At 71.2% G+C, this 25,207-nt stretch carries 25 protein-coding genes, 1 tRNA gene, 1 pseudogene and 1 riboswitch; of the genes and pseudogenes, 15 read left to right on the plus strand and 12 right to left on the minus strand.

Features of this window, described 5'->3' with window-relative positions:
• A pseudogene (locus tag J1M64_RS13945) lies at nt 1–99 on the plus strand (fructose-bisphosphatase class II); the annotation flags it as partial.
• 792 nt (nt 100–891) lie between these two features.
• A complete protein-coding gene (locus J1M64_RS13950) occupies nt 892–1,092 on the plus strand; it encodes a hypothetical protein (protein ID WP_096905946.1) in 201 nt (66 codons plus the stop codon).
• Between the two features lie 97 nt (nt 1,093–1,189).
• Here the strand turns inward: J1M64_RS13950 and J1M64_RS13955 are convergent, their stop codons facing one another.
• Together J1M64_RS13955 and J1M64_RS13960 are read right to left on the minus strand one after the other, a co-directional pair.
• A complete protein-coding gene (locus J1M64_RS13955) occupies nt 1,190–1,825 on the minus strand; it encodes a transglycosylase family protein (protein WP_096905945.1) in 636 nt (211 codons plus the stop codon).
• 8 nt (nt 1,826–1,833) lie between these two features.
• A riboswitch (cyclic di-AMP (ydaO/yuaA leader) is annotated at nt 1,834–1,991 on the minus strand.
• 181 nt (nt 1,992–2,172) lie between these two features.
• Nucleotides 2,173–2,460 carry a hypothetical protein gene (locus J1M64_RS13960; protein ID WP_181694394.1) on the minus strand — a complete coding sequence of 96 codons (288 nt, stop codon included), beginning with the start codon at nt 2,458–2,460 and terminating at the stop codon, nt 2,173–2,175.
• A gap of 115 nt (nt 2,461–2,575) precedes the next feature.
• Between J1M64_RS13960 and J1M64_RS20225 the strand changes: the two genes are divergently transcribed.
• On the plus strand, nt 2,576–2,977 hold the full coding sequence (locus J1M64_RS20225) for a cold-shock protein (RefSeq protein ID WP_159148729.1): 402 nt from the start codon (nt 2,576–2,578) through the stop codon (nt 2,975–2,977).
• A gap of 8 nt (nt 2,978–2,985) precedes the next feature.
• On the opposite strand, the gene J1M64_RS13970 is transcribed toward J1M64_RS20225, so the two are convergent.
• From J1M64_RS13970 to J1M64_RS13980, 3 genes are read right to left on the minus strand one after another with little or no spacing between them, the layout of a single operon-like run.
• A complete protein-coding gene (locus tag J1M64_RS13970) occupies nt 2,986–3,495 on the minus strand; it encodes a DUF2771 family protein (protein WP_096905943.1) in 510 nt (169 codons plus the stop codon).
• Nucleotides 3,492–4,883, minus strand: a complete 1,392-nt coding sequence (locus J1M64_RS13975) for an MFS transporter (protein WP_119193209.1) — start codon at nt 4,881–4,883, stop codon at nt 3,492–3,494. Before J1M64_RS13975 ends, J1M64_RS13970 begins: the two co-directional genes overlap by 4 nt.
• Nucleotides 4,876–5,772 (minus strand): glutaminyl-peptide cyclotransferase, encoded by an 897-nt coding sequence (locus J1M64_RS13980; protein WP_096907333.1) that lies wholly within the window; start codon nt 5,770–5,772, stop codon nt 4,876–4,878. The genes J1M64_RS13975 and J1M64_RS13980 overlap by 8 nt, the downstream gene beginning before the upstream one ends.
• Nucleotides 5,773–5,830: 58 nt before the next feature.
• Between J1M64_RS13980 and J1M64_RS13985 the strand changes: the two genes are divergently transcribed.
• On the plus strand, nt 5,831–6,751 hold the full coding sequence (locus J1M64_RS13985; RefSeq protein ID WP_206474746.1) for a DUF3027 domain-containing protein: 921 nt from the start codon (nt 5,831–5,833) through the stop codon (nt 6,749–6,751).
• Between the two features lie 5 nt (nt 6,752–6,756).
• On the opposite strand, the gene J1M64_RS13990 is transcribed toward J1M64_RS13985, so the two are convergent.
• Nucleotides 6,757–7,026 (minus strand): DUF2530 domain-containing protein, encoded by a 270-nt coding sequence (locus tag J1M64_RS13990; RefSeq protein ID WP_119193208.1) that lies wholly within the window; start codon nt 7,024–7,026, stop codon nt 6,757–6,759.
• Between the two features lie 76 nt (nt 7,027–7,102).
• On the opposite strand from J1M64_RS13990, the gene J1M64_RS13995 reads away from it, so the two are divergent.
• Together J1M64_RS13995 and J1M64_RS14000 are read left to right on the plus strand one after the other, a co-directional pair.
• A complete protein-coding gene (locus J1M64_RS13995) occupies nt 7,103–8,572 on the plus strand; it encodes an NCS2 family permease (RefSeq protein WP_119193207.1) in 1,470 nt (489 codons plus the stop codon).
• 26 nt (nt 8,573–8,598) lie between these two features.
• The gene (locus tag J1M64_RS14000) at nt 8,599–9,435 is read left to right on the plus strand and encodes an RNA methyltransferase (RefSeq protein ID WP_119193206.1); all 837 of its coding nucleotides are present in this window, start codon (nt 8,599–8,601) and stop codon (nt 9,433–9,435) included.
• A gap of 28 nt (nt 9,436–9,463) precedes the next feature.
• Here the strand turns inward: J1M64_RS14000 and J1M64_RS14005 are convergent, their stop codons facing one another.
• The 3 genes from J1M64_RS14005 to serC all read right to left on the minus strand — a co-directional run bounded on the left by J1M64_RS14005 (nt 9,464) and on the right by serC (nt 12,666).
• Nucleotides 9,464–10,384, minus strand: a complete 921-nt coding sequence (locus J1M64_RS14005) for a hypothetical protein (protein ID WP_185951314.1) — start codon at nt 10,382–10,384, stop codon at nt 9,464–9,466.
• Nucleotides 10,385–10,392: 8 nt separating this feature from the next.
• On the minus strand, nt 10,393–11,361 hold the full coding sequence (gene sepH, locus J1M64_RS14010) for a septation protein SepH (RefSeq protein WP_206474516.1): 969 nt from the start codon (nt 11,359–11,361) through the stop codon (nt 10,393–10,395).
• A gap of 180 nt (nt 11,362–11,541) precedes the next feature.
• Complete coding sequence (gene serC, locus J1M64_RS14015) at nt 11,542–12,666, minus strand: phosphoserine transaminase (RefSeq protein ID WP_206474517.1); 1,125 nt, start codon at nt 12,664–12,666, stop codon at nt 11,542–11,544.
• Between the two features lie 84 nt (nt 12,667–12,750).
• Between serC and pdxH the strand changes: the two genes are divergently transcribed.
• The 4 genes from pdxH (at nt 12,751) to J1M64_RS14035 (ending at nt 15,798) form a co-directional block, all read left to right on the plus strand.
• On the plus strand, nt 12,751–13,416 hold the full coding sequence (gene pdxH, locus J1M64_RS14020) for a pyridoxamine 5'-phosphate oxidase (protein ID WP_206474518.1): 666 nt from the start codon (nt 12,751–12,753) through the stop codon (nt 13,414–13,416).
• A 148-nt stretch (nt 13,417–13,564) separates the two neighbouring features.
• On the plus strand, nt 13,565–14,854 hold the full coding sequence (locus J1M64_RS14025) for a citrate synthase (protein WP_096905937.1): 1,290 nt from the start codon (nt 13,565–13,567) through the stop codon (nt 14,852–14,854).
• A gap of 31 nt (nt 14,855–14,885) precedes the next feature.
• Nucleotides 14,886–15,242 carry an FKBP-type peptidyl-prolyl cis-trans isomerase gene (locus J1M64_RS14030; RefSeq protein ID WP_067712656.1) on the plus strand — a complete coding sequence of 119 codons (357 nt, stop codon included), beginning with the start codon at nt 14,886–14,888 and terminating at the stop codon, nt 15,240–15,242.
• Between the two features lie 169 nt (nt 15,243–15,411).
• The gene (locus J1M64_RS14035; protein WP_119193204.1) at nt 15,412–15,798 is read left to right on the plus strand and encodes a hypothetical protein; all 387 of its coding nucleotides are present in this window, start codon (nt 15,412–15,414) and stop codon (nt 15,796–15,798) included.
• 60 nt (nt 15,799–15,858) lie between these two features.
• On the opposite strand, the gene J1M64_RS14040 is transcribed toward J1M64_RS14035, so the two are convergent.
• Nucleotides 15,859–17,775, minus strand: a complete 1,917-nt coding sequence (locus tag J1M64_RS14040) for a propionyl-CoA synthetase (protein ID WP_119193203.1) — start codon at nt 17,773–17,775, stop codon at nt 15,859–15,861.
• 62 nt (nt 17,776–17,837) lie between these two features.
• Nucleotides 17,838–19,364, minus strand: a complete 1,527-nt coding sequence (locus J1M64_RS14045; RefSeq protein ID WP_119193202.1) for a carboxyl transferase domain-containing protein — start codon at nt 19,362–19,364, stop codon at nt 17,838–17,840.
• A gap of 95 nt (nt 19,365–19,459) precedes the next feature.
• Between J1M64_RS14045 and J1M64_RS14050 the strand changes: the two genes are divergently transcribed.
• The 5 genes from J1M64_RS14050 to J1M64_RS14070 all read left to right on the plus strand — a co-directional run bounded on the left by J1M64_RS14050 (nt 19,460) and on the right by J1M64_RS14070 (nt 24,894).
• Nucleotides 19,460–20,206, plus strand: coding sequence for an enoyl-CoA hydratase (locus tag J1M64_RS14050; RefSeq protein ID WP_119193201.1), 747 nt, complete (start codon nt 19,460–19,462; stop codon nt 20,204–20,206).
• A 217-nt stretch (nt 20,207–20,423) separates the two neighbouring features.
• Nucleotides 20,424–22,007 (plus strand): substrate-binding domain-containing protein, encoded by a 1,584-nt coding sequence (locus tag J1M64_RS14055; RefSeq protein WP_241504700.1) that lies wholly within the window; start codon nt 20,424–20,426, stop codon nt 22,005–22,007.
• 266 nt (nt 22,008–22,273) lie between these two features.
• Nucleotides 22,274–22,564 carry a DUF485 domain-containing protein gene (locus J1M64_RS14060; protein WP_067712641.1) on the plus strand — a complete coding sequence of 97 codons (291 nt, stop codon included), beginning with the start codon at nt 22,274–22,276 and terminating at the stop codon, nt 22,562–22,564.
• Nucleotides 22,564–24,183 carry a cation acetate symporter gene (locus tag J1M64_RS14065; RefSeq protein ID WP_069389713.1) on the plus strand — a complete coding sequence of 540 codons (1,620 nt, stop codon included), beginning with the start codon at nt 22,564–22,566 and terminating at the stop codon, nt 24,181–24,183. The genes J1M64_RS14060 and J1M64_RS14065 overlap by 1 nt, the downstream gene beginning before the upstream one ends.
• A gap of 150 nt (nt 24,184–24,333) precedes the next feature.
• Nucleotides 24,334–24,894 carry a hypothetical protein gene (locus tag J1M64_RS14070; RefSeq protein ID WP_119192246.1) on the plus strand — a complete coding sequence of 187 codons (561 nt, stop codon included), beginning with the start codon at nt 24,334–24,336 and terminating at the stop codon, nt 24,892–24,894.
• 37 nt (nt 24,895–24,931) lie between these two features.
• Here the strand turns inward: J1M64_RS14070 and J1M64_RS14075 are convergent.
• Nucleotides 24,932–25,007, minus strand: a tRNA-Arg gene (locus tag J1M64_RS14075).
• Nucleotides 25,008–25,207 lie beyond the last annotated feature (200 nt).

Here is a 25,207-nt window from a genome sequence, read left to right on the forward strand (position 1 = left end):
GTCGACGCGATCCTCGGCACGGACGACCTGGTCAAGGGCGACAACTGCTTCTTCGCCGCCACCGGCATCACCAACGGCGACATGGTCCGCGGTGTGAGCGTGGGCACGGGGGACGACGACCTCGCCGTCGTCCCCACCGGTCACCTCCGCGAGTCCCGCGCCGGCCAGCTCGGTCGCGGCGGCACGCACCGGCTCCGACGCCCCGGCTCCGAGAGCCCCGACGGGGGTGCGCCCGCGGGCGATCGCCTCGAGCACCCCGACCGCCGGAGCCGACAGACCGCCCCAGGCGACGTCGAGGTCGGCGCCCGCGGGCTCGCCGGGGTGCGGCGCCACCACCGGGGCCGACCGGACGGCCACCGCCGTGACCGGCACCATCCGGACATGACCCTCCCCGCCCCAGAGCAGGGTGAGGTCGCGGAGACGGGCGACGGCGGCGTGGAAGACGGGCTCGTCGTCGTCGACACCCAACCGCCCCGACACCGCACCCAGCGGCACCGTCCCGGAATCGGCACCCACCGCGGCGGCGGTGGACAGGACCACGAGCTCCGGCCACGTCAGGGTCCCCAGCGCGCGGGCGGTGGACGCCGGCAACCGCAGCCTCGACGCGAGCACGTCGACCGAGGCCGGGGGAGGGGTGGCCACATCTGGACGCAACTCGCACACGCGGACGAGCGCGTCATCGGACAGTCCGGCCAGCCACGCGGGGAAGTCCGGCTCGTCGCCGGCGGCACCGGGGGAACCAGCACTGCGGGGGGCGACACGGCGGGAGGAGGCTCGGGAACTCGGCATGATCCGTCCCAGCCTAGTGAGATCGCGGCGGCGGTGAGGACCGTCCGGGTCCGATACGACCCGGATGCTGACGGGACGCCCGCGAGGTGAGACACTGGACACGTGGCTGCCAAGAAGAATCTGACCCATGACAACCCGGGATGGCCCGACGCCTCGTTCGGCGAGCACCCGGTGACCGAACTCGCCGCGCTGGTCGCGGGAGGCCTGTCCCCCTTCGGGCAGGAGACCTTCCCGCTGCCGCAGCATCGGCTGGGCTACCTCCACCCCGAGACGGTGGTCAACAGGACCGCCCGCACCCGCTGAGCGCGGCGCACTTACACACGAGAAAGGGCCGCCACTCCCCGCAGGGAGTGGCGGCCCTTTCTCGTGGTCCGTGGACCGGGGCTGCGCGGGTGACGCGTCAGTTGGCCAGGTAGGTGGCGAAGAAGCCGTCCACCAGGTCCTGGTTGCCGGCGTACGCGGCGTCGACGGCGTCGCGGTTGGCCTCGTAGGTGTCGGCGATCGGCAGGGCGATGCCGCGGCCCTCGGCGAAGGAGGACAGGGTCGCCACGTGCTCGGCTGCGGTGACCGCCTCCGGGGCGGCGGGCGCGGCCGGGGCGTGGGCCCGCGGGGCCGGCGCGGGCGCCGGGTTGGACAGGTCCCGCGGGGTCGGCGCGGAGTTCAGACCCAGCTTGGCCGAGCAGGCGGGCCAGGCGCCCCAGCCCTGACCGGCGAGGGTCTTCTCGGCGATCGCGATCTGCTGCTCGCGCGTGGCCTGGTTGGCCGTCGGGGCGTACTGCGTGCCGCCGTAGGCGGCCCAGGTGCTCGGCGAGAACTGCAGGCCGCCCTGGTACCCGTTCCCGGTGTTGATGCCCCAGTTGCCGCCCGCCTCACACTGGGCCAGGCGGTCCCAGTCGGAGTCGGGGGCGGCGTTGGCGGCCGGCGCGAGGGCCAGGCCGGCGGCGGAGAATGCGGTGCCCGCGAGCACGACCTTCACAGCGTTCCTGGGCGCTGAGGAGGGGGCGGCGGCACGGTGGCGTCCGGTGTAAGAGGTCATGTCGTCAGTCCTTTTCACTCTGTGCCTACGGGGTGAGCTGTCGGGTTCGGACGAGTGCGTCCGGCCGCCGGTGGCGGCTTCACCCCAAGGCGACCTGCGGCCGCCGGGCCCGTGGTGGGCCCTGTCGGGTCCCCCGTCCCCGCCCGGGTAATGGTCACTGTGGCATCGGCCGCTGGGCGGGGTTCGGTAGGTGCGTCCGATGCCGACTCGCTGACGAGTCTGCTACGAAACTGTAGCGGTCCGATGCCGGATCGTCACCATTCTGAAATAAACCGAGGCAGTGCAGGTCTGGCGAGGGTGCCGTTATCGGCTCGTTACCAGCGGTGTTCGCGGGAGGGTGTGGTTGATCACACCGACGGCGGTCGCGAGCCGAGGATGGCGTAGAGGAGCCCCAGCAGGAACCCGACCGGCGTGAACAGCATCGCGCCGAGATACAGGATGGTCGGCGCGTCGCGGCCGAGCACGAACGGGGTCAGCGCCGCCGCGACGGTGAACAACACTCCGATCGAGAAGATGACGAGCGCCGTCACGAACAGGCCCCGGCGTCGTGGCCGCACGGGGTCGGCTGCCCGCGCGGACGCGGCGGCGTCAGGTGTCCAGGGGTCGTCGGCAGGGCGTCGATCGTCGGCGGTCACACGGGGAGGTTACCGCTCGCCTCGCGGTGGGCACCAACGCGCACGAGGGTAGTCTCGGGGCATCAGTCATGGTTGTCGGTCGCGTATCCCGCGTCCGGTCGGAAGGTGGTTCGCGGTGCCCAGCGGCAAGGTCAAGTGGTACGACGCGGAGAAGGGCTTCGGTTTCCTGTCCCAGGAGGGCGGAGAGGACGTCTACGTGCGCTCCGAGGCGCTCCCCGCAGGGCTCGAGACGCTGCGTCCGCGCCAGCGCGTGGAGTTCGACATGGTCTCCGGGCGCCGCGGCCCCCAGGCGTTGCGCGTGGTGGTCCACGACGAGCCGACGGTCGCGGAGGAGCGGGCCCCGAGGAGCGGGCCCCGACGTTCGGCGGACGAGCTGCACGGGATGGTCGAGGACATGATCAAGGTGCTCGAGTCGACCGTCCAGCCCGAGTTGCGCCGTGGTCACCGGCCGGAGGCCAAGGTCTCGGGCCGGGTGGCGTCGGTGCTCCGCGCGGTCGCGCGCGAGCTGGATGCCTGACCCACGGATCAGTCGTCGTAGGTGAAGCGCACCGACCACTCGCCGTTGAGGATCGACTCCGACCCGTCGGCGGCATAGACGATCGCGACCGCACGGATGGCGAGGCCCTCGATCCGGCCCTCCTCCGGGGTGGTCACGGGCACCAGCAACTGGCCCGGCCCGCCGGCCTCGACGGTGTAGTCGCGAGAGCCGTCGGCGCGGATCTCGTAGACGTCCATCGTCGACGCACGCAGCTCTCCGGGCAGCCGGACGGTGAGGACGTCCTCATCCTGCACCCGGAACTCGCCGACCGGATTGGTGAAGGTGTTCCCGTCCAGGTCGGTCGCGGTGAACGGCAGCACGGTCACCTGGCCGCGATCGCTCGCGACGGTCACCTCGGGTAGTGCACCGTACCGGGCCTCCGAACCCTGCCAGGCGCCGACGATCGCGGCGACCATGATGATCATCCACGCCGCGATCGCCCAGGTGATGGGACGGATACGGGAGCCGGTCGACGGGGTCTCGTTTCGGGAGCTCACTCCCTCATTCTGCCGAGGGGCCGGGTGTCGGCCACACCCGGGTCCCGCGGCGGGCCCGGGAAGCGCGGCCTGTTGCCGCCGAGGCCGGGGACGAGGGTCGACCCGCGGCCGGTCAGGTGCGACTGCGCGAACATCAGGGCGCCGACCACGGCGATCACCGAGAACCCCACGGTGAAGTCGGTCGGCAGGAGGACGCCCAGTGCTCCGCCGAGGACCCACGCCACCTGCAGGGCGGTCTCGGAGCGACCGAAGGCCGAGGAGCGTGCGGCGTCCGGGATGTCCGTCTGGACCGACGCGTCGAGGGCGACCTTGCCCAGGGCGCTGCACACCGCCGCGACGAGCGCGAGGACGGCCGCGGCCCAGATGGTCCCGAGGAACGCGGCGACGACGGCCGTCGCCAGGGCCGCCCCCGCGGCCGTGCCGGCGATCCGTTCGGGCCGGCCCAGCGGGAGCCGCGCACCGACGGCGTTGCCGGTGAAGGTACCCAGCCCGCCGGCGGCGCCCGCCATCGCCAGGAGGCCGGCCTGCTCGATCGCGGTGGCGTCCTCCTGGGCCTTGGCCATGAACGCCAGGAACAGGGTGAGGAAGCCGGTCATGAAACGCAGGAGCGACACCGCCCACAGGTTCGCCAGGACGTTCCTGCCCAGCGGCCGCGTGAGGACCGCCCGGAGGTCACCGGTCAGACTCGGGCCCCGCTCCATCCGCAGGGTGGCGGACTCCTCGTCCCGGGACGCCTCGGCGTGCGCGGGGATGGTCACGGCGACGTAGGCCGCGACGAGGGCGACCGCTGCGAGCAACCACAGGGCGGCGTCGGAGTCCCACAGCCATGCCACGGCGCCGGCTGTCGCCCCTGCGATGAGGCTGCCGCAGACGTGCCCCAGCACGGTCAGGCGGGAGTTGGTGCGGACCAGGTCCAGGGTCGGGGGCAGCACGTGGGGGGTGATGGACGCCTTGACGACGCCGAACGTCTTGGACAACACGAGCATGCCCAGCGCGAGGGGGTACAGGAGCCAGGAGTCGAAGTTCAGCGCGAGGACCACCGCCAGCACCGCACGCAGGGTGAACGTCAGTGAGACGGTGAGACGTCGGCCCCGGTGCAGGCGGTCCAGCGCAGGGCCGATGACCGGCGCGATCAGTGCGAACGGCGCGACCGTGACCAGGAGATACAGCGCCACGCTGGCGCGGGACTCCGCGGTCGCGGCGGAGAAGAACAGGGTGTTGGCCAGGGCCACGGCGAGAATCGCGTCGCACGCGAAGTTGGCGACCGTGACGTAGCTGAGCGGAGCGAGCCCCGAGCGGTCCGCGCCGTCGGCGTGGAAGACCCGGCGCACGCCCCGTCCGGCGGAGGAGACGGCGCGGCGCGCGGGTCCGGTGTGACGCTCACCCAACGAGGCGCACCTCGTACATGGTCGGCCACAGCTTGCCGGTGAGCAGGACGTTCCCGGAGTCCGGCAGCGCCGCGATGCCGTTGAGCACCGCATCCGGGTCCGCGGGCCGCGGTTGCTGGAGCTGCCCGGCGTCGTAGATCGCGGTGACCTGCCCCGTCGCGGGATCGATCCGCACGATCTCGTCGGTCATCCACACGTTCGCGAGGACCGAGCCGTCCGCACACTCCAGCTCGTTGAGCCGGGTGACCGGCGTGCCCCCGGAGGTCACCGACACGCGTCCGGTCGGCTCGAAGGTCGTCGGGTCGCGGAAGGTCAGGGTGTCGGAGCCGTCGCTCATCACCAGCGCCGTGCCGTCGGAGCACAGGCCCCAGCCCTCGCCCTCGTACGGGACCTCGGAGCGCACCTCGAGGGTCTGCGGGTCGCGGTTGTGGGCGATGCCCTTCTGCCAGGTGAGGGTCCACAGGGTGTCGGGGGTGACGGCCAGGCCCTCGCCGAACTCGTCCCCCGCCATGGCGACGGTCACCGCGGGCTCGCCACCCCCCAGCGGTCGACGCTGGACCACGGAACTGCCGACCCGCCCCGTCGACTCGTAGATCTCGTCGCCCACCACCTGTAGCCCCTGGGTGAACAAGGACGGGTCGTGCTCGAGCGTGCGCACGACCTCCACCGAGCCGCGCGCGGGTTGCGGGTCCGACGGCCCGACCGGCACCCGGGGGGCCGCCGAACTCCCGGCGGCCGAGCCGGCGGGGACGCTCGACGAGGCCAGGGAAGCGCCGGCGGAGGTGGTGGCGGGCGGTGCTCCTCCGTCGTCCGAGGAACACGCCGTGAGTGCGGCGACGAGGCTCAGGGACACGACGAGGGGGCCGACCGGGCCGAGGGCGCTGCGCATGCCCCCCAGGATGCCGCACGACGGGCCGGGCCGTGACCTCCACGCGGAGATGCGCATAATGGGAGGGGTGAACACCGAGGTAGGCACGGATCAGGGGTCGGATTTCAACGGCGCGCTGCGTGAGCGGCTGGCCTCCGGCGTCGACGTGGCCCGGTCGGCGGTCGAGGAGTTCGCCGCGGAGGGTGTGGGGGAGCACCTCGGCAGCACCGTCGAGGCGGAGTTCACCACCACGCACCGGTTCGCCTCCGAGCTGCCCGGGTACCGAGGTTGGTACTGGGCCTGCGTCCTCGCGCTCGTGCCCGGTGGTGACCTGACCGTCGACGAGATCGCGCTCCTCCCGGGAGCGGACGCGCTGGTCGCCCCCGAGTGGGTGCCGTGGGATCGGCGCATCCGGCCCGGGGACCTCGGCGCCGGGGATCTGCTCCCGCCGCCCGAGGACGACGACCGGCTCGTCCCCGGCTACACGCTGAACGGCGACGACGAGCTGGACGACGCCGCGGGGCCGATCGGTCTCGGCCGACCGCATCACCTGAGCTGGGAGGGGCGGGCCGCCGCCGCCGACCGGTGGACGGTCGAGCGCGGACCGGACACCGAGATCGCCCGGGCCGCCAAGCACCACTGTGGGACCTGTGGGTTCCTGGTGCCCGTGGCCGGGTCCCTGGGCGCCCTGTTCGGCGTCTGCGCCAACGAGTTCTCCGCCGACGGGCAGGTCGTCCACCTCGAGTACGGCTGCGGCGCCCACAGCGAGGTCGAGATCCCCTCCGACACCGGGCCGGCTGTTGCCGACGCGTACGACGACGCCGCCGTCGACGTGGTGGTCCTGCCCCAGCAGCTCGCCGCGACCGCACGTGCCCGCTCCGCCGCCGATGACCGCACGGACGATCAGGCCGCGTCCGGCCACGCCGCGTCCGGTGCGGCCGCCCCCCACGAGGGTGGGGACGCCGAGACGTCTGTCGACGAGCCCACGTCCGCGGACTGACCCGCTCAGTCCAGGTCGTAGTCCAGGCCCTGTTGGGCACCCGCGCTGCCGCGTAGTACGGCCCGGCGCTGCAGTGCGTAGACGACCGTGCCGACCGCCCCGACGCCGACGCCGACCGCGCCCAGGATGACCGAACGCATGTCGACCTCCTCCATGAGCATGTGGGCCAGGAGGGCCAACGTCCACGCCAGGGTGCCGATGATGACGACGGGTCGGGGGTCCAGCAGGTAGGCGGGAATCCGGGGGACCCCCGGGTCTGTCGACTCGTCCGTCATGACCGCGACGCTACCGCAGGCGGCGGGGCGGTTACTCTATGACGGTTCCTCACCCACAGCTCAGGAAGGTCACCAGATGTCGCAGAGCACCGGGGCCCCGTCGCAGCCCCCCACCAAGGTCGGGGCGCTCGATCGCTACTTCAAGATCAGCGAGCGCGGCTCGACGGTGTCCCGCGAGGTCCGCGGCGGGCTCGTCAGCTTCTTCGCGATGGCCTACATCATCATCCTCAACCCGCTGATCCTCGGCTCGGGCACCGACGTCGAGGGCAACCAGCTGTCGATCGTCGAGATCGCCGCGGTCACCGCCTTCACGGCGGGCGTGATGACCATCGCGTTCGGTGCGATCGCGCGGTACCCCTTCGCATTCGCCACGGGCCTGGGGATCAACTCGCTCGTCGCCGTCACCATCGCGCAGCAGGTGACCTGGGCCGAGGCCATGGGCCTGGTGGTCATCGAGGGCATCATCATCGTGATCCTCGCCGTCACCGGGTTCCGCACCGCCGTGTTCAACGCGGTGCCCGGCGAGCTCAAGGCGGCCATCGCCGTCGGGATCGGCCTGTTCATCGCGATGGTCGGTGTCGTCGACTCCGGTTTCGTCCGCCGCCTCCCGGACGCGGCCGGCACCACCGTCCCGGTGGGGCTGGGCATCAACGGGTCGATCGCCTCGTGGCCCACCTTCGTCTTCGTCGTCGGTCTCCTGCTCTGCGGAATCCTCGTCGCACGCCAGATCCGCGGCGGCCTGTTCATCGGCATCGTCGTCACCGCGGTCTTCGCGGTGATCGTCGAGGCCCTCGCGGACGCGGGCCCGTCCTTCGTCGACGGTGAGCCCAATCCGACCGGCTGGGGCCTCGCGGTCCCCGGCATCCCCGATTCTCTCGGGGGCATCCCGAACCTGTCGCTGATCGGCCAGGTGGACCTCATCGGCGCGTTCGTCCGCATCGGGCCGCTGGCCGCGGGACTGTTCGTCTTCACCCTGCTGCTCGCCAACTTCTTCGATGCCATGGGCACCTTCACCGGCCTCGGCAAGGAAGCCGAGCTCATGGACGACAAGGGCAACCTGCCCAACATGAAGGCCGCGCTGGTCGTCGAGGGATTCGGTGCCGTCGCCGGCGGTCTGACCTCGTCGTCGTCGAACACGGTGTTCCTCGAGTCCGCCTCCGGCATCGCCGAGGGAGCCCGGACGGGCCTGGCGAACGTCGTCACGGGCGGGTTGTTCCTGCTGGCGATGTTCTTCACCCCGCTGTACGAGGTCGTCCCGGTCGAGGCCGCCGCGCCCGCGCTGGTGATCGTGGGTGCGCTGATGATCTCGCAGATCAAGGCGATCGACCTGACCAACTTCGCGGTCGCGCTACCGGCGTTCCTCACGATCGTGGCGATGCCGTTCACGTACTCCATAGCCAACGGCATCGGGATCGGTTTCATCGCCTGGGTCGTCATGGCCACGGCCACCGGCAAGGGCCGCACCGTGCACCCGATCCTCTGGATCGTCGCGGCCGCGTTCGTCGTGTACTTCGCCATCGGTCCCATCACCGACGCGCTGGCCTGACCGGCCGGCGGAGGAGCGAGCGAACCGTGCACGTCGTCGACGTCTCCGACCCCGCCGACCCCAGGCTGGACGACCTGCGTGACCTCAACAACTCCGACCGGCGGCCCGACCTGCCCGGCGGCCGGGGATTGGTGATCGCCGAGGGCACGTATGTCGTGGGCCGCATGCTCCTCTCGCGCTTCCGGCCGCACGTCCTCCTTGGTACCGACGCGCGGTTGACCCAGTTGCGCAGGGAGGCCGCCGCCGAGGGGTGGGACGCCGACGAGCGGGCGGGCGGCGCGGTGTACCTGCGCACCACCAAGGACGTCCTCAGTGAGGTGATCGGCTTCCGGTCCAGCCGCGACATCCTCGCCGCCGCGGACCGGCCCGCACCACTGCCGGTCGAGGAGGTGCTGGACGGCGCGCGGACGCTCGTCGTGCTCGAGGGCGTCAACGACCCCGAGAACCTCGGCGCGATCTTCCGCAACTGCGCTGCCCTCGGGGTCGACGGCGTGCTGTTCGGGGCGGCCGCCGGGGACCCGCTCTACCGGCGGGTCGTGCGGGTGTCGATGGGACACGTGCTCCGCCTGCCGTTCGCCCACCTGCCCGGCACGCCCACCACCTGGCAGCGTTCGCTCGAGGGCCTGCGGGAGCGGGGCTTCCGGACCGTCGCCCTGACGCCGTCCGCCGACACCCCGCTGTCCCGGGCCGTCGACGCCGACAGGGTGGCGTTCGTGCTCGGCGCGGAGGGCCCGGGGCTCACCGAGCACGCGATGCGTGCCTGCGATGTGCGGGCCGCGATCCCCATGACCGACGGCACGGATTCGCTCAACGTCGCCACCGCCGCGGCGGTCGCGTTCTACGAGCGGTCCCGCCGGGACTGACCCGCTCGCGACGGGCCGCGTCGACCCGCTAGCGGGATCCGCCGTCGCGACGGCGGCGGGACACCGAGTCCGCGCCCCGGCGCACGGCGTCACCGACGAGGCCGGCGATGCTCCGTATCCGGCCGCCGCGCGCACCCCCGCCCGGCCCGCGGGATCCGGAGGGGAGCCGCTCGTAGTCGTCGTCGGCGTAGGGGGAGGGCCCGCCGGCGGCGCTGTCGCCATCGGCGTCCGTGTCGGACCCGACGCCGGCGGCACGCCTCGCGGCCGCGTGGAGCTCGGCGCGGCCCGGCATCCCCACGACGTGCAGTGCCGGCCCGGAGAGCGGGGTGTGCTGGCGTACCTCGCGGCGACCGTCGGTGGCGAACCCGTGGACCGGCACGTCGAGCCCCCCCGGCTCCAGGTCGAAGCCGAGCCAGTCGCGGTGGGCGGCGTGGAGGAGCGACGATGGCGAGAACGGCAACGCCAAGGGGGTGTCGGTCGCCGTGTCGAGCGGGAACTCGCCGGCCCAGTAGGGCCTCTCGAACGGCAGGGGCATGCCCTCGTCCTCGACGATCCGGTCGTCGGCCCCGGCGAACGCCCGCACGAGCCGCCCCGACTCCCACCGGGCGAATCCGCTCACCCCGTCCTCCGCATCCTGGGCGAACAGCAGGATGGTGGGCGCCTCGACCAGTTTCAGCCACGACTCCGGGGTGGCGGACGGCGTGATGGGCCCCTCCATCGGGGTCTGGACGACGGTGAGTCCCGGGAACGAGCCCACGTAGATCTCCCCCGGCCCGGCCGAGGCCGAGCGGTTGAGCGGGAACGCGCCCAGGGACGCCACCGTGACCGTGGGGAACAGCCGCGACAGCAGACGTCGCGCGAAACCGGGGTCGGACGGCTGTCCCGCCCGGATCGGTGCGGCGGGATCGTCCGTGGCCAGATACCAGAAGGTTGCGACGTGGTGTCCCATGACCGGACTCAGTCGTCCTTACCGCGGACCCCGAGCAGGACGTCCTCCCACGAGGGCATCGTGGGATGACGGCGCGAGTGGCGTCGTTCGGGTTCGGTGGGCGTGGGCTGGAGGAAGTCCTCGTTGTCGGTGTTGTCGTCGTCGTCGTTGTCGTTGTCCTTCCCGCCTCGCACCCCCGCGGGGCGCGAGGCGCCGGACGTCGGCTCCGACCGCCCGGACGCCACCGGTCCCGTCCCCGCGGGAGGGGCGGATGCGGCGGGGGTGGACGGTCCGGCTGGTGTCGACGATCCGGCTGGGGTGGCCGGCGCGGCGGACGGCGCGGGGACCGCGCGGATCGGCGGCGGGCCCGGCGGCAGCGGGGGAGGAGACGAGACCGAGCGCAGCGCCGTCGCGCGCGAGGGGTCGAGGATGTTCTCGGCCTCGTCGTCGAGGGCCCGGGCCGAACCGCCGTGCGAGTCGGGGACGAACGACCACGTCGCACTGGCGTCGTCGGACAGGCCCGCCGGCCAGGAGGTACGGACGACCCACCCACCGGACCGGTCACGCCAGGCGTCCCAGACGACCAGGTCCGGGTCCACGCCACGGCGGTCGAGGGCGGCACCCACCCGGTCGGCGAGCGTGTTGAGGGCCGGGCCGTCCGGCAGCACCGGATGGGCGCCCTTGGCCATGTCGGCGGCGTTGGCGCGTTCCAACAACACCGGCACGGCGAACCCCTGGATCCGCGACAGTGACACGCCGGCGTCGGCGGCGACCTCCTCCGGGGAGGCGCCGTGCCGGATGCGGTCCTGGATCTCGCGGGGGCGCAGCGTACCGGTCACGGGAGCCCGACCGGACCCACCGCCGGGCACGAACTCACCACGGGCGGCCGCCCGCAGACGATCATCGAGTGGCAGGGAGAACTTCTCGCCGAAGTCCGGGACCTCGCATTCGACGACCGACGACTCGGTGTCCACACCGACGATCCTCAGCTTCCGCATGCCGCCTCCTCGACTCCTCGCGGTCCCGTGGGCGGCTCGAGGGGTCGAGTGGCGCGCACCCGGGTCCTGGGCGTTGATCCACATGGTAGGTCAGCACAGCCCACCCGGCGCGCGGACGGGCCGGGTGGGCTGCGGAAAACTGCAGACGATGCTGCGCGGGTGGCCCCCGAAGGACGCCGATCAGGCGAGCTGGCCGACCACGTGGTCGATGCAGCGGGTCAGCTGCGTGACGTCCTCCGGCTCGATCGCCGGGAACATGCCGATGCGCAGCTGGTTGCGGCCCAGCTTGCGGTACGGCTCGGTGTCGAGGATGCCGTTGGCGCGCAGCGTCTTGGCGACCTTCGCGGCGTCGATCTTCTCGTCGAGGTCGATGGTGCCCACGACCTGCGAGCGGTGGGCCGCCTCGGTGACGAACGGGGTGGCGTAGTCGCTGGCCACGGCCCAGTCGTAGAGGCGCGAGGACGAGTCCTTGGTGCGCGCGACGCACCAGTCCAGACCGCCCTGGGAGTTCATCCACTCGATCTGCTCGGCGAACATGATCAGCGTGGCCACGGCCGGGGTGTTGTACGTCTGGTTCTTGCGCGAGTTGTCCACCGCGGTCGGCAGGGACAGGAAGTCCGGGCACCAGCGGTCGGTGGCGGCGATCTCGTCGACCCGCGCGAGCGCGGCCGGGCTCATGATCGACACCCACAGGCCACCGTCCGAGGCGAACGACTTCTGCGGGGCGAAGTAGTAGACGTCGGTGTCGGCGATGTCGACGGGCAGTCCGCCGGCGCCGGAGGTGGCGTCGATCGCCACCAGCGCGTTGTCCGAGCCGGCCGGGCGGCTCACGGGGAGCATGACGCCGGTCGAGGTCTCGTTGTGGGCCCAGCCGATGAGGTCGACCGACGGGTCCGAGGTCGGCTCGGGGGCCGAACCGGGCTCGGCGGAGATGACGATCGGGTCGGCCAGGAACGGCGCACCGCCGGTGACCTTCGCGAACTTCGACGAGAACTCACCGTAGGTCAGGTGCAGCGACTTCTCGCGGACCAGGCCGAAGGCGGCGGCGTCCCAGAACGCGGTGGTGCCGCCGTTGCCCAACACCACCTCGTAGCCGTCGGGCAGGGAGAACAACGAGGACAGGCCGTCGCGCACGCGGCCCACGACATCCTTGACCGGGGCCTGCCGGTGACTGGTGCCCATCACGGTGGTGGCGGCGTCGGACACGGCCGCGATCTGCTCGGGACGGACCTTGGACGGGCCGCAGCCGAAGCGGCCGTCGGCGGGCTTGAGGTCGGCGGGGATGGTGGGCAGCTGATCGCTCATGCTCTTGGGGTGCCGTTCGGTCGGGGTGTGGGACGTGGTCCATCGTAGTCCGGCCCGTCCGTGGCCCGGAGTACCGTCTGGGTCATGGAGGAACCCGCCCTGGAACCGGCCGATTTCGACGTGATGCGGGTCGGGTACGGCCTGCATCCGCGCTTGGACGTCGCCGACCTGGACGACGGGTGGCTGCCGCTGTTCACCGCGTGGTTGGAGGAGGCGGGGCGCCGAGGTGTCCGTGAGCCCAACGCGATGGTGCTCGGCACCGTCGGTGCCGACGGCCGGCCCTCGACCAGGACGGTGCTGTGCAAGGGCGCCGACGAGCGGGGGGTGACGTTCTTCACGACGACGACGTCCCGCAAGGGCACGCAGTTGGCGGAGACCGGGTACGCGTCGGTGACCTTCCCGTGGTTGGTCGCCGAGCGTCAGGTCCACATCGAGGGTCCGTGCCATCCGGTCGACCGGGCGGACAGCCTCGACTACTGGCGCACGCGGCCCCGGGGGTCGCAGGTCTCGGCGTGGGCTTCGGAGCAGTCCCGACCGGCCGAATCCGTCGAGGAGCTGGAGTCGCTGTACGCGACCGCGGAGCGGCGACTGGCGGGCGTCGACGAGATCCCCGTGCCGGACAGATGGGGCGGGTTCCGGCTGGTGCCCGAACGGGTCGAGTTCTGGCAGGGCGGTCCGGACCGCTTCCACGACCGCGTCGAGTGCCTCCTGGCGGGGGAGACGTGGACGGCCCGCAGGCTCCAGCCCTGACCACCCGCGTCCAGACAGGCTGTGGGGCCGTGGGGGGAGCGTCTGAGAACTCCCTTCGAACCGTGGTCCGCCCTCACGGTAGGGTGTGGCACAGCACATTCGTGGCGGGATTCAGGCCGCCGGGACCAGTCGTCGGAGAGGGAATCGCGTGACCGCAGGCTCGAACGGTTCGGACCGCAATGCAACACTGTCCTACCCCGGCGGTGAGCTCGAACTCGATGTGGTGGAAGCGACCTGCGGAAGCGACGCGGTGCAGCTGGGTTCCCTGCTGGCGAAGACGGGGATGACGACCCTGGACGTCGGGTTCGTCAACACCTCCGCCTGCACCTCCTCGATCACCTACATCGACGGCAACGAGGGCATCCTCCGTCACCGCGGGTACCCGATCGACCAGCTCGCCGACAACGCGTCCTTCCTGGAGGTCTCGTACCTGCTCATTTACGGTGAGGACCCCACGGAGGCCCAGCTCGCCGAGTTCACCGAGAAGGTGCTCGCCGAGACGACGCTGCCCGGCCAGATGATGCCGCTGCTGCAGGCCTTCCCCCGGGACACCCACCCGATGCCCGTCCTGTCGGCCGGCGTGAGCCTCTTCGGGACCCACGGTGACGACCTGGACATCGACGACCCCAAGGCCGTCGACCTGGCCACCGCCCGACTCCTCGGACGCGGCCCGACCCTGGCCGCCGCGATCGAGCGCATCCGGGGCGGCAAGGACGCCATCGACCCGGACCCGTCGCTCGGGTACGTCCGCAACTTCCTGCGGATGACGTTCGGCCCGGACTACGAGGTCACCGACGAGGTCGCCGACGCCCTCGACATGCTCCTCGTGCTGCACGCCGATCACGAGCAGAACTGCTCCACCTCCACCGTCCGCATGGTCGGTTCCTCCGAGGCCCCGCTCTACGCCTCGATCACCGGGGGCATCAACGCGCTGTACGGTCCGCTGCACGGTGGCGCCAACCAGGCCGTGCTGGAGATGCTCGAGCGGATCGACTCGGAGGGCGGCGACGCCACCGACTACATGGACCGGGTCAAGAACAAGGTCGACGGCGTCAAGCTGATGGGCTTCGGCCACCGCGTCTACAAGAGCTACGATCCGCGCGCGCAGATCGCCAAGAAGCACGCGCACGCGCTGCTGTCGCAGAGCAACGACCCGCTGCTCGAGATCGCGCTCAAGCTCGAGGAGACGGCGCTCGCCGACGACTACTTCGTCGAGCGCAAGCTCTACCCGAACGTGGACTTCTACACCGGCCTGATCTACCGCGCGATGGGCTTCCCGACGGAGATGTTCACCGTGCTGTTCGCGCTCGGCCGTATGCCCGGGTGGATCGCGCACTGGCGCGAGATGCGCGAGGATCCGTCCACCAAGATCAACCGCCCGCGTCAGGTCTATACCGGCCCGGCCGAGCGGAGTTTCACCCCGATCAGCCAGCGCTGAACCCGGGAACCTGACTCCAGGAGGAGACACCATGGACAAGCCCGAGATCGACATGCCGACGGGCCCCGCGCCCACCGACCTCGTCGCCGAGGACATCACGGTGGGGGACGGTGCCGAGGCGGTCGCCGGCGGCAACGTCACCGTCCACTACGTGGGGGTCGACTACGAGACCGGTGAGCAGTTCGACTCCTCCTGGGACCGCGGCGAGTCCATCACCTTCCCGCTCAACGGCCTGATCCAGGGTTGGCAGGAGGGGATCCCGGGGATGAAGGTCGGCGGTCGCCGCCAGCTGGTGATCCCGCCGGACAAGGCCTACGGCACCTCCGCGGCGCTGCACCCGCTCGGCGGCAAGACCCTGGTGTTCGTCATCGACCTGCTCAACGCCTGAGCCCTCCTCCCGTAGCCGGGAGACCCGATCGCCCCGTCCTCCCCACGGAGGGCGGGGCGATCGGCGTCGAGGGGACGGTTCGCCCCGACGTGCGCGCACGACAGCGGGATTGAGTAAAGTCTTTTCTTATCGACGGTGATCAGCGCCGTCCCAGCAGGAAAGAGTCTCCATGGCCCAGCCCATCCGTCGCACCCTCGCGGCCGTCTCCGCCACCGCCTTCGCCGCCGCCGGCCTGGGCCTCGCGGTCCCGGCCACCGCTACCGCCGCGCCCCGCGTCGAAACCGTGTCCGGGGCCACGTATGTGAGCTTCGACGACCTCGCGCCGGGGCAGCTCGACACCGTCGAAGACCTCGCCGAGCAGGTGAACCTGATCTTCCCGGGTGACCAGGAGGTCGTCTTCGTCATCGACAGGAAGGGCCCCCGCTCCGCGATCGGGGTCTACGGGCCCTCGCGCGGCGGGATCTCCCTGGCGGTCGAGTGTGACCCGGCTGTCGACACGTGGGAGTCCCATCTCGCCGGGTCCTGTCAGGGCAACGAGGAATCGCTCCTGGACTGACGGCTGCGGAACGGGAGTCCGAGCCCGCCGGCCTCCCGCGGCGGCGGGCGGGCTCGGACCCTATCCCTGCGGCCGCAGGAAAGGCGCCAGCGCGTCCAACACGGCCGGGTCCTCGATCGTCGAGGGCACCACCACGTCCTGCTGTCCGTCGGCGATCTGGCGCATCGTCTTGCGCAGGATCTTGCCCGAGCGGGTCTTGGGCAGACCCTGCACGACCGTGCAGTCCCGGAACGTGGCCACCGCACCGATCTCCTCACGCACCATCGCCACCAGCTCGGCCCGCAGCTCCTCGGGGTCCCGGACCTGGCCGGACTTGAGGACCACGTACCCGACGGGCCGCTGGCCCTTCAGCTCGTCCCTGACCCCGATCACGGCGGCCTCCGCCACGGCGGGGTGGGTCGCGATGACGGCCTCCATCGACCCGGTCGACAGGCGGTGGCCGGCCACGTTGATCACGTCGTCGGTCCGGCCCATCACGTAGACGTAGCCGTCGGAATCGATGTACCCGCCGTCCCCGGTCGAGTAGTACCCGTCGAAGACCGACATGTACGAGGAGACGAACCGCTCGTCGTCCTCCCACAGCCCCGCCAGCGTCCCCGGTGCCATGGGCAGCTTGATCGCGAGATTGCCCTCCTCGCCCGCGGGCAGCGGGTTGCCCTCGCCGTCGAGAACGTGCAGGTCGTACCCGGGCACGGCGACGGTGGGCGAGCCCGCCTTGATCGGCATCGGCTCCAGACCGCGCAGGTTGGACGCGATCGGCCACCCTGTCTCTGTCTGCCACCAGTTGTCCACCACCGGCGTGCCGAGCTTGTCGGTGGCCCACTGGTAGGTGTCGGGGTCCAGGCGCTCACCCGCGCAGAACAGCGTGCGCAGGGAGGATAGGTCGTACTTGTCGACCTCGGCGCCCTCCGGATCCTCCTTGCGCACCGCGCGGACGGCGGTCGGGGCGGTGAACAGTGCGGTGGCACGGTGCTCGGAGACGACCCGCCAGAAGGCCCCGGCATCCGGCGTGCCGACCGGTTTGCCCTCGTAGATGATGGACGTCGCGCCGATCAACAGTGGTGCGTAGACGATGTACGAGTGGCCGACCACCCAGCCCACGTCCGAGGCGGTCCACCACACCTCACCCGGCCGGACCCCGTAGACGTTCCACATCGACCACGCGAGCGCGACCGCGTGGCCACCGTTGTCCCTCACGACGCCCTTGGGCAGGCCCGTGGTGCCGGAGGTGTAGAGGATGTACAGGGGATCGGTGGCCTTGACGGGTACCGGGGCCGCCCGCTCGGAGGCGGCGACGGCGTCATCCCAGTAGCTCCAGGTGGTGCCCGGCGTCTCCGGGAAGGCCTCGTCGGGGAACTGCTCGTGACGCGGGGCCACGATCACGGCACCGGGGGTGTGCCGGGTGAGTTCGAGAGCCTTGGTCACCATGGGGAAGTACGGCACCTTGCGGGTCGGCTCGATCCCGCCGTGTGAGGTGACGATGACCTTCGGGCGCGCGTCGTCGATACGGATCGCCAACTCCGGGGCGGCGAAGCCCCCGAAGACGACGGAGTGCACCGCACCGAGCCGGGCACACGCGAGCATCGCGACGGCCGCGCGGGGAACCATGGGCATGTAGATGACGACCCTGTCGCCCCGCCCGACGCCCTCGGCGGCCAGCGCTCCGGCGAACTCCTCGACCCGGTCCAGCAGCTGGGCGTAGGTGATGGTCTCCTTCACCCCGGTCACGGCGGAGTCGTAGATGAACGCGGCCTGGTCCCCCCGGCCCGCCTCGACGTGGCGGTCCACGCAGTTGTAGGAGGTGTTCAGCTCCCCGTCCGGGAACCAGCGGTAGAACGGCGGGCGAGAGCGGTCGACCGCCGTGGTCGGAGGCGTGGTCCAGTCGATATCCGCCGCGACGTCGAGCCAGAACGCGTCGGGATCGCTGATCGAGAGCCGGTGGGCGGCGGCATAGGACGAGGCGGTGGAGTCCGACATCGGGAGTTCCCCTCACAGGTGGGAGCGTGCCCGCCGGCCGGGCCGACGGGCTGTGACAGGACTCACTCTAGTGGCAGGCCGAGCTCCCGATACCTCATCATCCGCTCGGCATACCTCCGCTCAGGGGGGCGCCTGCGGACCTCGAGGAGGGCCGCGGCGACGGCATCGGCCATCCGGTCGCAGAAGGAATCCGGTTCGTCGGCGGCGTCGGGCCTCTCCGGGACCACCACGTCCACGATCCCGGCTCCCATCAGGTCGGCGGAGGTGATCCCCTGCGATCGGGCGACCTCCGGCGCCCGGGAGGTCTCGTGGTGGAGGATGGCGCTGGCGCCCTCGGGCGGGAGCGGTGCGAGCCACCCGTGCCGTGCACACAGGACCCGGTCGGCCGGGAGCAGCGCGAGGGCGGCCCCGCCGGTGCCCTGGCCGAGTATCACCGAGACGGTCGGGCTGGACAGCGTGACCAGGTCCGCGAGGCTCCGGGCGATCTCGCCCGCGAGGCCGCCCTCTTCCGCCTCCCGGGACAGCGCGGCCCCCCGGGTATCGATGAGCAACACCAGCGGAACGCCCATCTCCGCCGCGATCCGCATCCCACGGCGGGCCGACCGCAACGCGGACGGACCGAGCGGGCTCGTCTCGTTCTCCGCATCGCGGTCCTGGGCCAGGACGACCGCGGACTGGCCCCGGAAGCGCGCCAGGGAGAGCAGGAGGGACCCACTGTCCTCTCCCTGCCCCGTCCCCGACAGCGGGACGCGGGTGGGTGCGACCCGGTCGAGGAAGGCGCGGGCGCCCGGGCGGTCGTGCCGGCGGGACCGGGTGATGGCGTCCCAGGCGTCGGGTGGGGTGCCGTCGTCGGGCTCCGGCTCGGGTACGGGGCCGGGCGGTGGGGCCGGCTCGTCGTCGGAGGGCGGGTCCTGGCACAGCACCCGCAACGCCCGCGCGGTGAGGTCCCGCAGGCCCTCGGGAGGGAGGACACCGTCGATCATCCCGCGGCGTGCGAGGTTCTCTGAGACCTGGACGCCGTCGGGGAAGGGGGCGTCGTAGAGGGCCTCGTACACGCGGGGTCCGAGGAACCCGATGAGTGCTCCGGGTTCCGCGACGGACACGTGCCCCAGTGAGCCCCAGGACGCGAACACGCCGCCGGTGGTGGGGTGCCGCAGATAGACGAGGTAGGGCAGGCCAGCGGTCTTGTGTCCCGCCACCGCGGCCGAGATCTTGACCATCTGCAGGAATGCGATCGTGCCCTCCTGCATCCGGGTCCCACCGGAGGTGGGGGAGGCGAGGATGGGCAGGCCCTCGGCGGTCGCCCGTTCGATCGCCGAGACGATCCTCTCGGCGGCGGCGATCCCGATGGAGCCGGCGAGGAAATCGAACTCGCACGCGATGAGCACCACGCGTCGCCCCAGCAGGGTTCCTTCGCCGGTGATGACGGACTCGTCCACTCCAGATTTCTCCGCCGCCCGCCGCAGGGAGTCCTCGTACCCGGGCACCGAGTCCACGTGGGGCGGGCGTACCGGAGCGCCGTCCCACGGTCGGAACGAACCGTCATCGAGGACCAGGTCGAGGATCTGCAGTGCTCCCGTTCGCGCCATGACCGCATCGTACGGTGGGGGCGACTACCAGCCGGTATCCTCGGCGCAGGGGTGCGCCGCCGCACCCCCCGTCCCGCAGAGGAGGCCCCGTCGCCATGATCGTCACCCGCAGGGACGGCGCAGTCGTCGTCGTCACCATCGATCGTCACGAGACCCGCAACGCCCTGGACGCCGAGGTGTGTACCGCGCTGCGGGAGGCCGTCGAGGCCGCCGGGGCGGAGGCCGAGTCCGAGGATCCGGTCCGGGCGATCGTCATCACGGGCGCGGGAACCGCGTTCTGCGCCGGGGCCGACCTGTCCGGCGGGGTGTACAACTCGGACTTCTACGACTGCCACGCCGGGATGCTCCGGGCCGTCGAATCGGCTCCCGTGCCGGTCATCGCAGCCGTCAACGGACCGGCCGTGGGCGCCGGTGTGCAGCTCGCCCTGGCCACGGATCTCCGGGTGGTGGCACCGGGCGCGGTCTTCGCCGTCCCGGTCGTCAAGGTGGGGTTGGCGCTCGACAACTGGACGATCAAGCGTCTCGCCAACGTCGTCGGCGGCGGGCACGCCCGCTCGGTCCTCATGACCGCGCGCCCCGTCGGCGCGGAGGAGGCGGCCCGGATCGGCCTGGCGAACGAGATCGGTGACATGGATTCGGCGATGGAGCTCGCGGCGGAGCTCGCCCGCTCGGCGCCGCTGAGCCTGCGGCACATCAAGACCGTCATCAACGACGACGACGCCCGGCTGCTCCCGCGGGACGAGCACACCGAGCTCCAGCTCCGGGCCTGGGGCAGTGAGGACATGGCCGAGGCCCGGGCCGCGCGCGCCGAGAAGAGGCCCCCCGTCTTCCGCGGACGCTGACGCGCCACACCAGCGGTGGGGCGCGCCGCGGCGGCTCCCACGTGTCGGCCCCACGTGGACCCCGGCCCGGGTACGATTCCAGCGCCCGACCCGGATCCGCCTGACGTGGGCGTCTGGCACGGCCCCGGGTAAATGACATCCAGGGGGAACGCCAGCGATGGCCAGGCACAGTGCGTCGCCGCAGAGTGGGAATCCGACGGCCCGCAGGGTCGTCCTCGTGGGAGCCGCGCTCCTCGCGGTCGTGCTCGTCGCGGTACTGGTGCTCGCCGGGCTCTCCCGGGCCGGTGTCGGTGGATTCTGTGGAGACGACCTCCGGATCAGTGTCGCCGCCGAGCCCGAGATCGCCGACCACGTGGATGCCCTGGCCGAGGATGCCGACGGGTGCTATTCCTTTGAGGTCGCCCCTGTCTCGTCGGCTGACCTCGCCGGGCGTGTCGCCTCCCGTGAGGCGCTCCCCGACATCTGGGTCCCGGACTCGGCGGTGCGGCTCGCGCAACTGTCGCGGGACGTGCAGATCCCCTTCGATACGGTGGTGAACTCGCTCGCGTCCACCCCGGTGGTCATCGCGTCCCGCGACACCCCGGTCGACATGTCGACGTGGACCTCCGCCCTGGCGACCCCGGGACTGATGATGGGCGATCCCGTCCGGTCCGGGATCGCGGACGCGCCGATCCTCGCCGCCGCGTCCGAGGTGGAGATCATGCGGTCGACCGCGGACGCACTGGGCGCGTCCATGGCGATCCTGGCGCAGGGGCAGATGAGCCGCATGGAGGTTCCCCCGACATCGCGCGAGATGCTGGACAGGGTGGTCTCCGGGGGCGGCGCGACGATCGTGACGGAGCGTGAGGCGGTGCTCGCCCGGCGTGAGGCCCCGCACGCGGGACTCCAGATCGCCGCTCCCGCCACCGGGGCGGTGTTCCTCGGGTACCCGCTGGCGGTGACCACCCAGGACCCGACCCGGCGAGCCGAGGTCGCCGGTGCCGCCGAAGCACTCCGCGACGCCACGGCCTCGCCCGCCCACCGCGACGGCCTCTCGGCGGACGGTTTCCGGAAAGCGGACCGCGCGCCCCTCGCGGACGGGTCAGGGGTGGGCGAGATCGAGATGCTCGTCGTCCGCGACCCCGACCGCCTCCACGGCGTCCTCCGACGGTGGCGGGTGTTGGCGATGCCCGGGCGGTCCCTCGTCCTGGTGGACACCTCGGGATCGATGGGATTCGGGATACCGGGTACGGACCGGACCCGGATCGAGGCACTGGTCGCCACGGCGGGCGCCGGCCTCGGGCAGTTCCCCGACGACGCGGCTCTCGGGCTGTGGGCGTTCGGCGGGGCCGCCGGCCGGGATGGCAGGCCCTACGCGGAGGTCGCGCCACTCCGACGACTCGACGAGGCCGGCGCCGACGGTTCGCACCGGGAGGCCCTCGGCGGCGCGCTGGCGGCCCTGCCCGGTCTGGTGGGCGGCGGAACCGACCTCTACCGGTCCGTACTCGACGCCTACGCCCAGGTGCGCTCCGGCTACGACCCCAACATGGTCAATTCGATCATCGTGATCTCCGACGGGGCCGACGACGCCACCTCGGACCTCGACGAAGGGGAGTTCCTCGCCCGACTACGCGACATGGTCACCCCGTCGCGCCCGGTGATCGTCGTGACGATCAGTCTGCTCGACGACGCCGCGTCGGGCACCCTGGCGGAGATCTCCCGGGTGACCGGCGGCAGCAGCCACGTCGCGCGGACGCCCGACGAGATCGTGCGGGTGTTCGCCGACGCGGTGGGCCGTCGCGGAGCGGCGCCCGGCGCCTGACTCCCTTAACCCCGGATAGAGGTAGCTGCCCCCTCGGATGGGGGTGCGGCATCCTCCGGTTTCCAGGGAATCGACCGCGTTGCCTGAGAGTCTTCGCCGAGAACTTGTGTTACGTGTCACACTTCCTCCGTCACTATCTGTGAGGCGCATCACTACAGGGGTGCGCTGATGAGAACCCGAAACGGAGGACCTCCGTGTCCCAACCAACTGATCCGCCGACGGGGGGCGCATCGCGGCGAACCCCGGGAACGGCGGAGTTCACGGCGATGCAGTCCAGCCCCGCCTTCCAGGAGTTGCGCAGCAAGTTCCGGGCGTTCGTCTTCCCCATGACCGTCGCCTTCCTCATCTGGTATTTCCTCTATGTCATCCTCGCCGTCTACGCCACGGACTTCATGGCCACGAAGGTCTTCGGAAACATCACCTGGGGGCTGATCATCGGGCTGGGGCAGTTCGTGACCACCTTCCTCATCACGTTCCTCTACATCCGGTTCGCCAACCGCGTGATCGATCCCCGTGCGGAATCCATCCGCCTCGAGCTGGAAGGTGAGGCTGTCTGATGGATTGGCTACTCAACATCAATGAACTCACGCCGGGTGAGCAGGTCGGCAGCACGCTGCTCAACATGGTCGTGTTCGGCATCTTCATCGTCATCACGATGACGCTCGTCCTGAGGGCGTCCAAGTCCACGAAGTCGACGAAGGACTTCTACACCGGTGGGTCGAGCTTCACCGGTCCGCAGAACGGGTTCGCGATCGCCGGTGACTATCTGTCGGCGGCATCCTTCCTCGGTATCGCCGGGGCCATCGCGATCAACGGCTACGACGGTTTCCTCTACTCGATCGGATTCCTCGTCGCCTGGCTCGTCGCCCTGATGCTCGTCGCCGAGCTGATGCGCAACACCGGCCGGTTCACCATGGCCGATGTGCTCAGCTTCCGCCTCAACCAGCGGCCCGTCCGGATGGCGGCGGCCCTGGCCACCCTCGCGGTGTGCCTGTTCTATCTCATCGCCCAGATGGCAGGCGCGGGTGGCCTCGTCGCCCTCCTGCTGAACATCAACGACTCCACGGGGCAGGCGATCGTCGTCGCGGCCGTGGGGCTGCTCATGATCGTCTACGTGCTGGTCGGCGGCATGAAGGGCACCACGTACGTGCAGATGGTCAAGGCCGTCCTGCTGGTCAGTGGCGTCCTCATCATGTGCCTCATGGTTCTCGTGGCCGCGCGCGGCAACTTCTCCGCGCTCCTGGGGGAGGCCGTCGCCAATTCGGGTAAGGACCTGTTGCAGCCCGGTCTACAGTACGGCGCCACCGAGACCAGCAAGCTCGACTTCGTCTCCCTGTCGATCGCACTCGTCTTCGGTACCGCCGGCCTCCCCCACGTGCTCATGCGCTTCTACACGGTCCCCACCGCCAAGGAGGCCCGTCGGTCCGTCACCTGGGCGATCGCCCTCATCGGCGGCTTCTATCTGTTCACCCTCGTGCTCGGCTTCGGTGCCGCGGCGATGGTCGGTCCGGAGGTGATCGAGGCGGCGCCCGGTGGCGTGAACTCGGCGGCACCGCTACTCGCGTTCGCCCTCGGCGGTGAGATCTTCCTCGGCATCATCTCCGCGGTCGCCTTCGCGACGATCCTCGCGGTGGTGGCGGGGCTGGCGATCACGGCGTCCGCATCGTTCGCCCACGACATCTACAACGGCGTCATCAAGCACGGAAAGGCCACCGAGAAGTCGCAGCTCCGGGTCTCGCGGATCACGGTCGTCGTGATCGGGCTCCTGTCGATCGTCATGGGTATCGGCGCCATGGGGCAGAACATCGCCTTCCTCGTCGCCCTGGCCTTCGCGATCGCCGCGTCGGCGAACCTGCCGACGATCCTGTACTCGCTGTTCTGGAAGCGGTTCAACACCACCGGCGCCCTGTTCTCGATGTACGGCGGGCTCATCAGCACCCTGGTGCTGATCGCGCTCTCGCCGGCGGTCTCCGGTGGCGAGAAGTCGATGATCACGGGCGTCGACTTCTCCCTGTTCCCGCTCTCGAACCCGGGCATCGTGTCGATCCCGCTGGCGTTCCTGCTGGGCATCGTCGGCACGTTCATCGGGAAGAAGGACGAGTTCCCGGAGAAGCGGGTGGAGATGGAGGTCCGTTCCCTCACCGGTGTCGGTGTGGAGAAGACCATCGCTCACTGACGTCTCTTCGGCGGGCCCACCACCACGGGCCCCCGCCGCGCCGGCCCCCGCCGCGCCCGCCCGGCCGTCCTCGGACGACCGGGCGGGCCTCGTCGTGGACCGGGAGGGACTACTCTCGGTGGGCACCACACCGATTCGGAGGCGGTAGAGATGTATCCCGGACACGACGACCAGACCCGACGCATGGGGCAGCAGCCCGACTCGCGTGCCTACTCGCGGATGGGCGACGACCAGGCCTACGACCCCGCCTATGACGACGGCTACGGAGGCGACGGGGGATACGCCGCCGCGCCCGCGGCGAAGCGCCGTGGCCCCGCCCTCGACGTGGGCAAGTTCGCGGGCAGCGTGGTCGCGACCGCCCTCGTGGCGGCCATCGCCGGATGGCTGATCGCCTGGATCGTGGAAGCGGTGTTCTCGCGTTTCGGCCACCAGTGGGCCAACGGCGGGAACACGCCCACGATGTACGCGGTCTACGGGGCCGTCGCCGCGCTCCTCGCCGGGCTGCTCTGGTACCTGCTGCTCGTCGGCACGGCCAACCCCCACCAGTTCTATTCCTGGACCGTCGGGCTGCTCATCGTCGCCGCCGTGGCGTTGCCGCTGCTGGTGACGGTGCCGTTCCTCGACGGCCTGGCGGCCGCGATCGTGCACTTGTTCATCGGATTGCCGATCCTGGCACTGACCAGCGCGTTCTCCGCCACTCTCCGGCGATGACGCGCTCGCGGCGGCCGTGACGGCCGGCCACTGTGGGTGGTGCCCCCGAGAGGAATCGAACCTCCGACACCGGCTTTAGGAGAGCCGTGCTCTATCCACTGAGCTACGAGGGCGGGAACCGGGGAGAGTCTAACCGATGGGCGGGGGATCGTGATCGCCGACTTGGAGTGAGTGGTCCCGGCCGGTAGTCTTGACCGTCGGCGTCCATGTCGTCCCCTGGTGGGGCGGTGGACCACCTCGCGCGGGTCACCACCGGCCGCCGTTCGAGGGGGAGGGCGCCCGACCGGCCGGCAGCCCACTAGACAGACAGAGG

It is taken from the genome of Dietzia sp. KRD202, from assembly GCF_017168155.1.
Lineage (GTDB): Bacteria > Actinomycetota > Actinomycetes > Mycobacteriales > Mycobacteriaceae > Dietzia > Dietzia kunjamensis.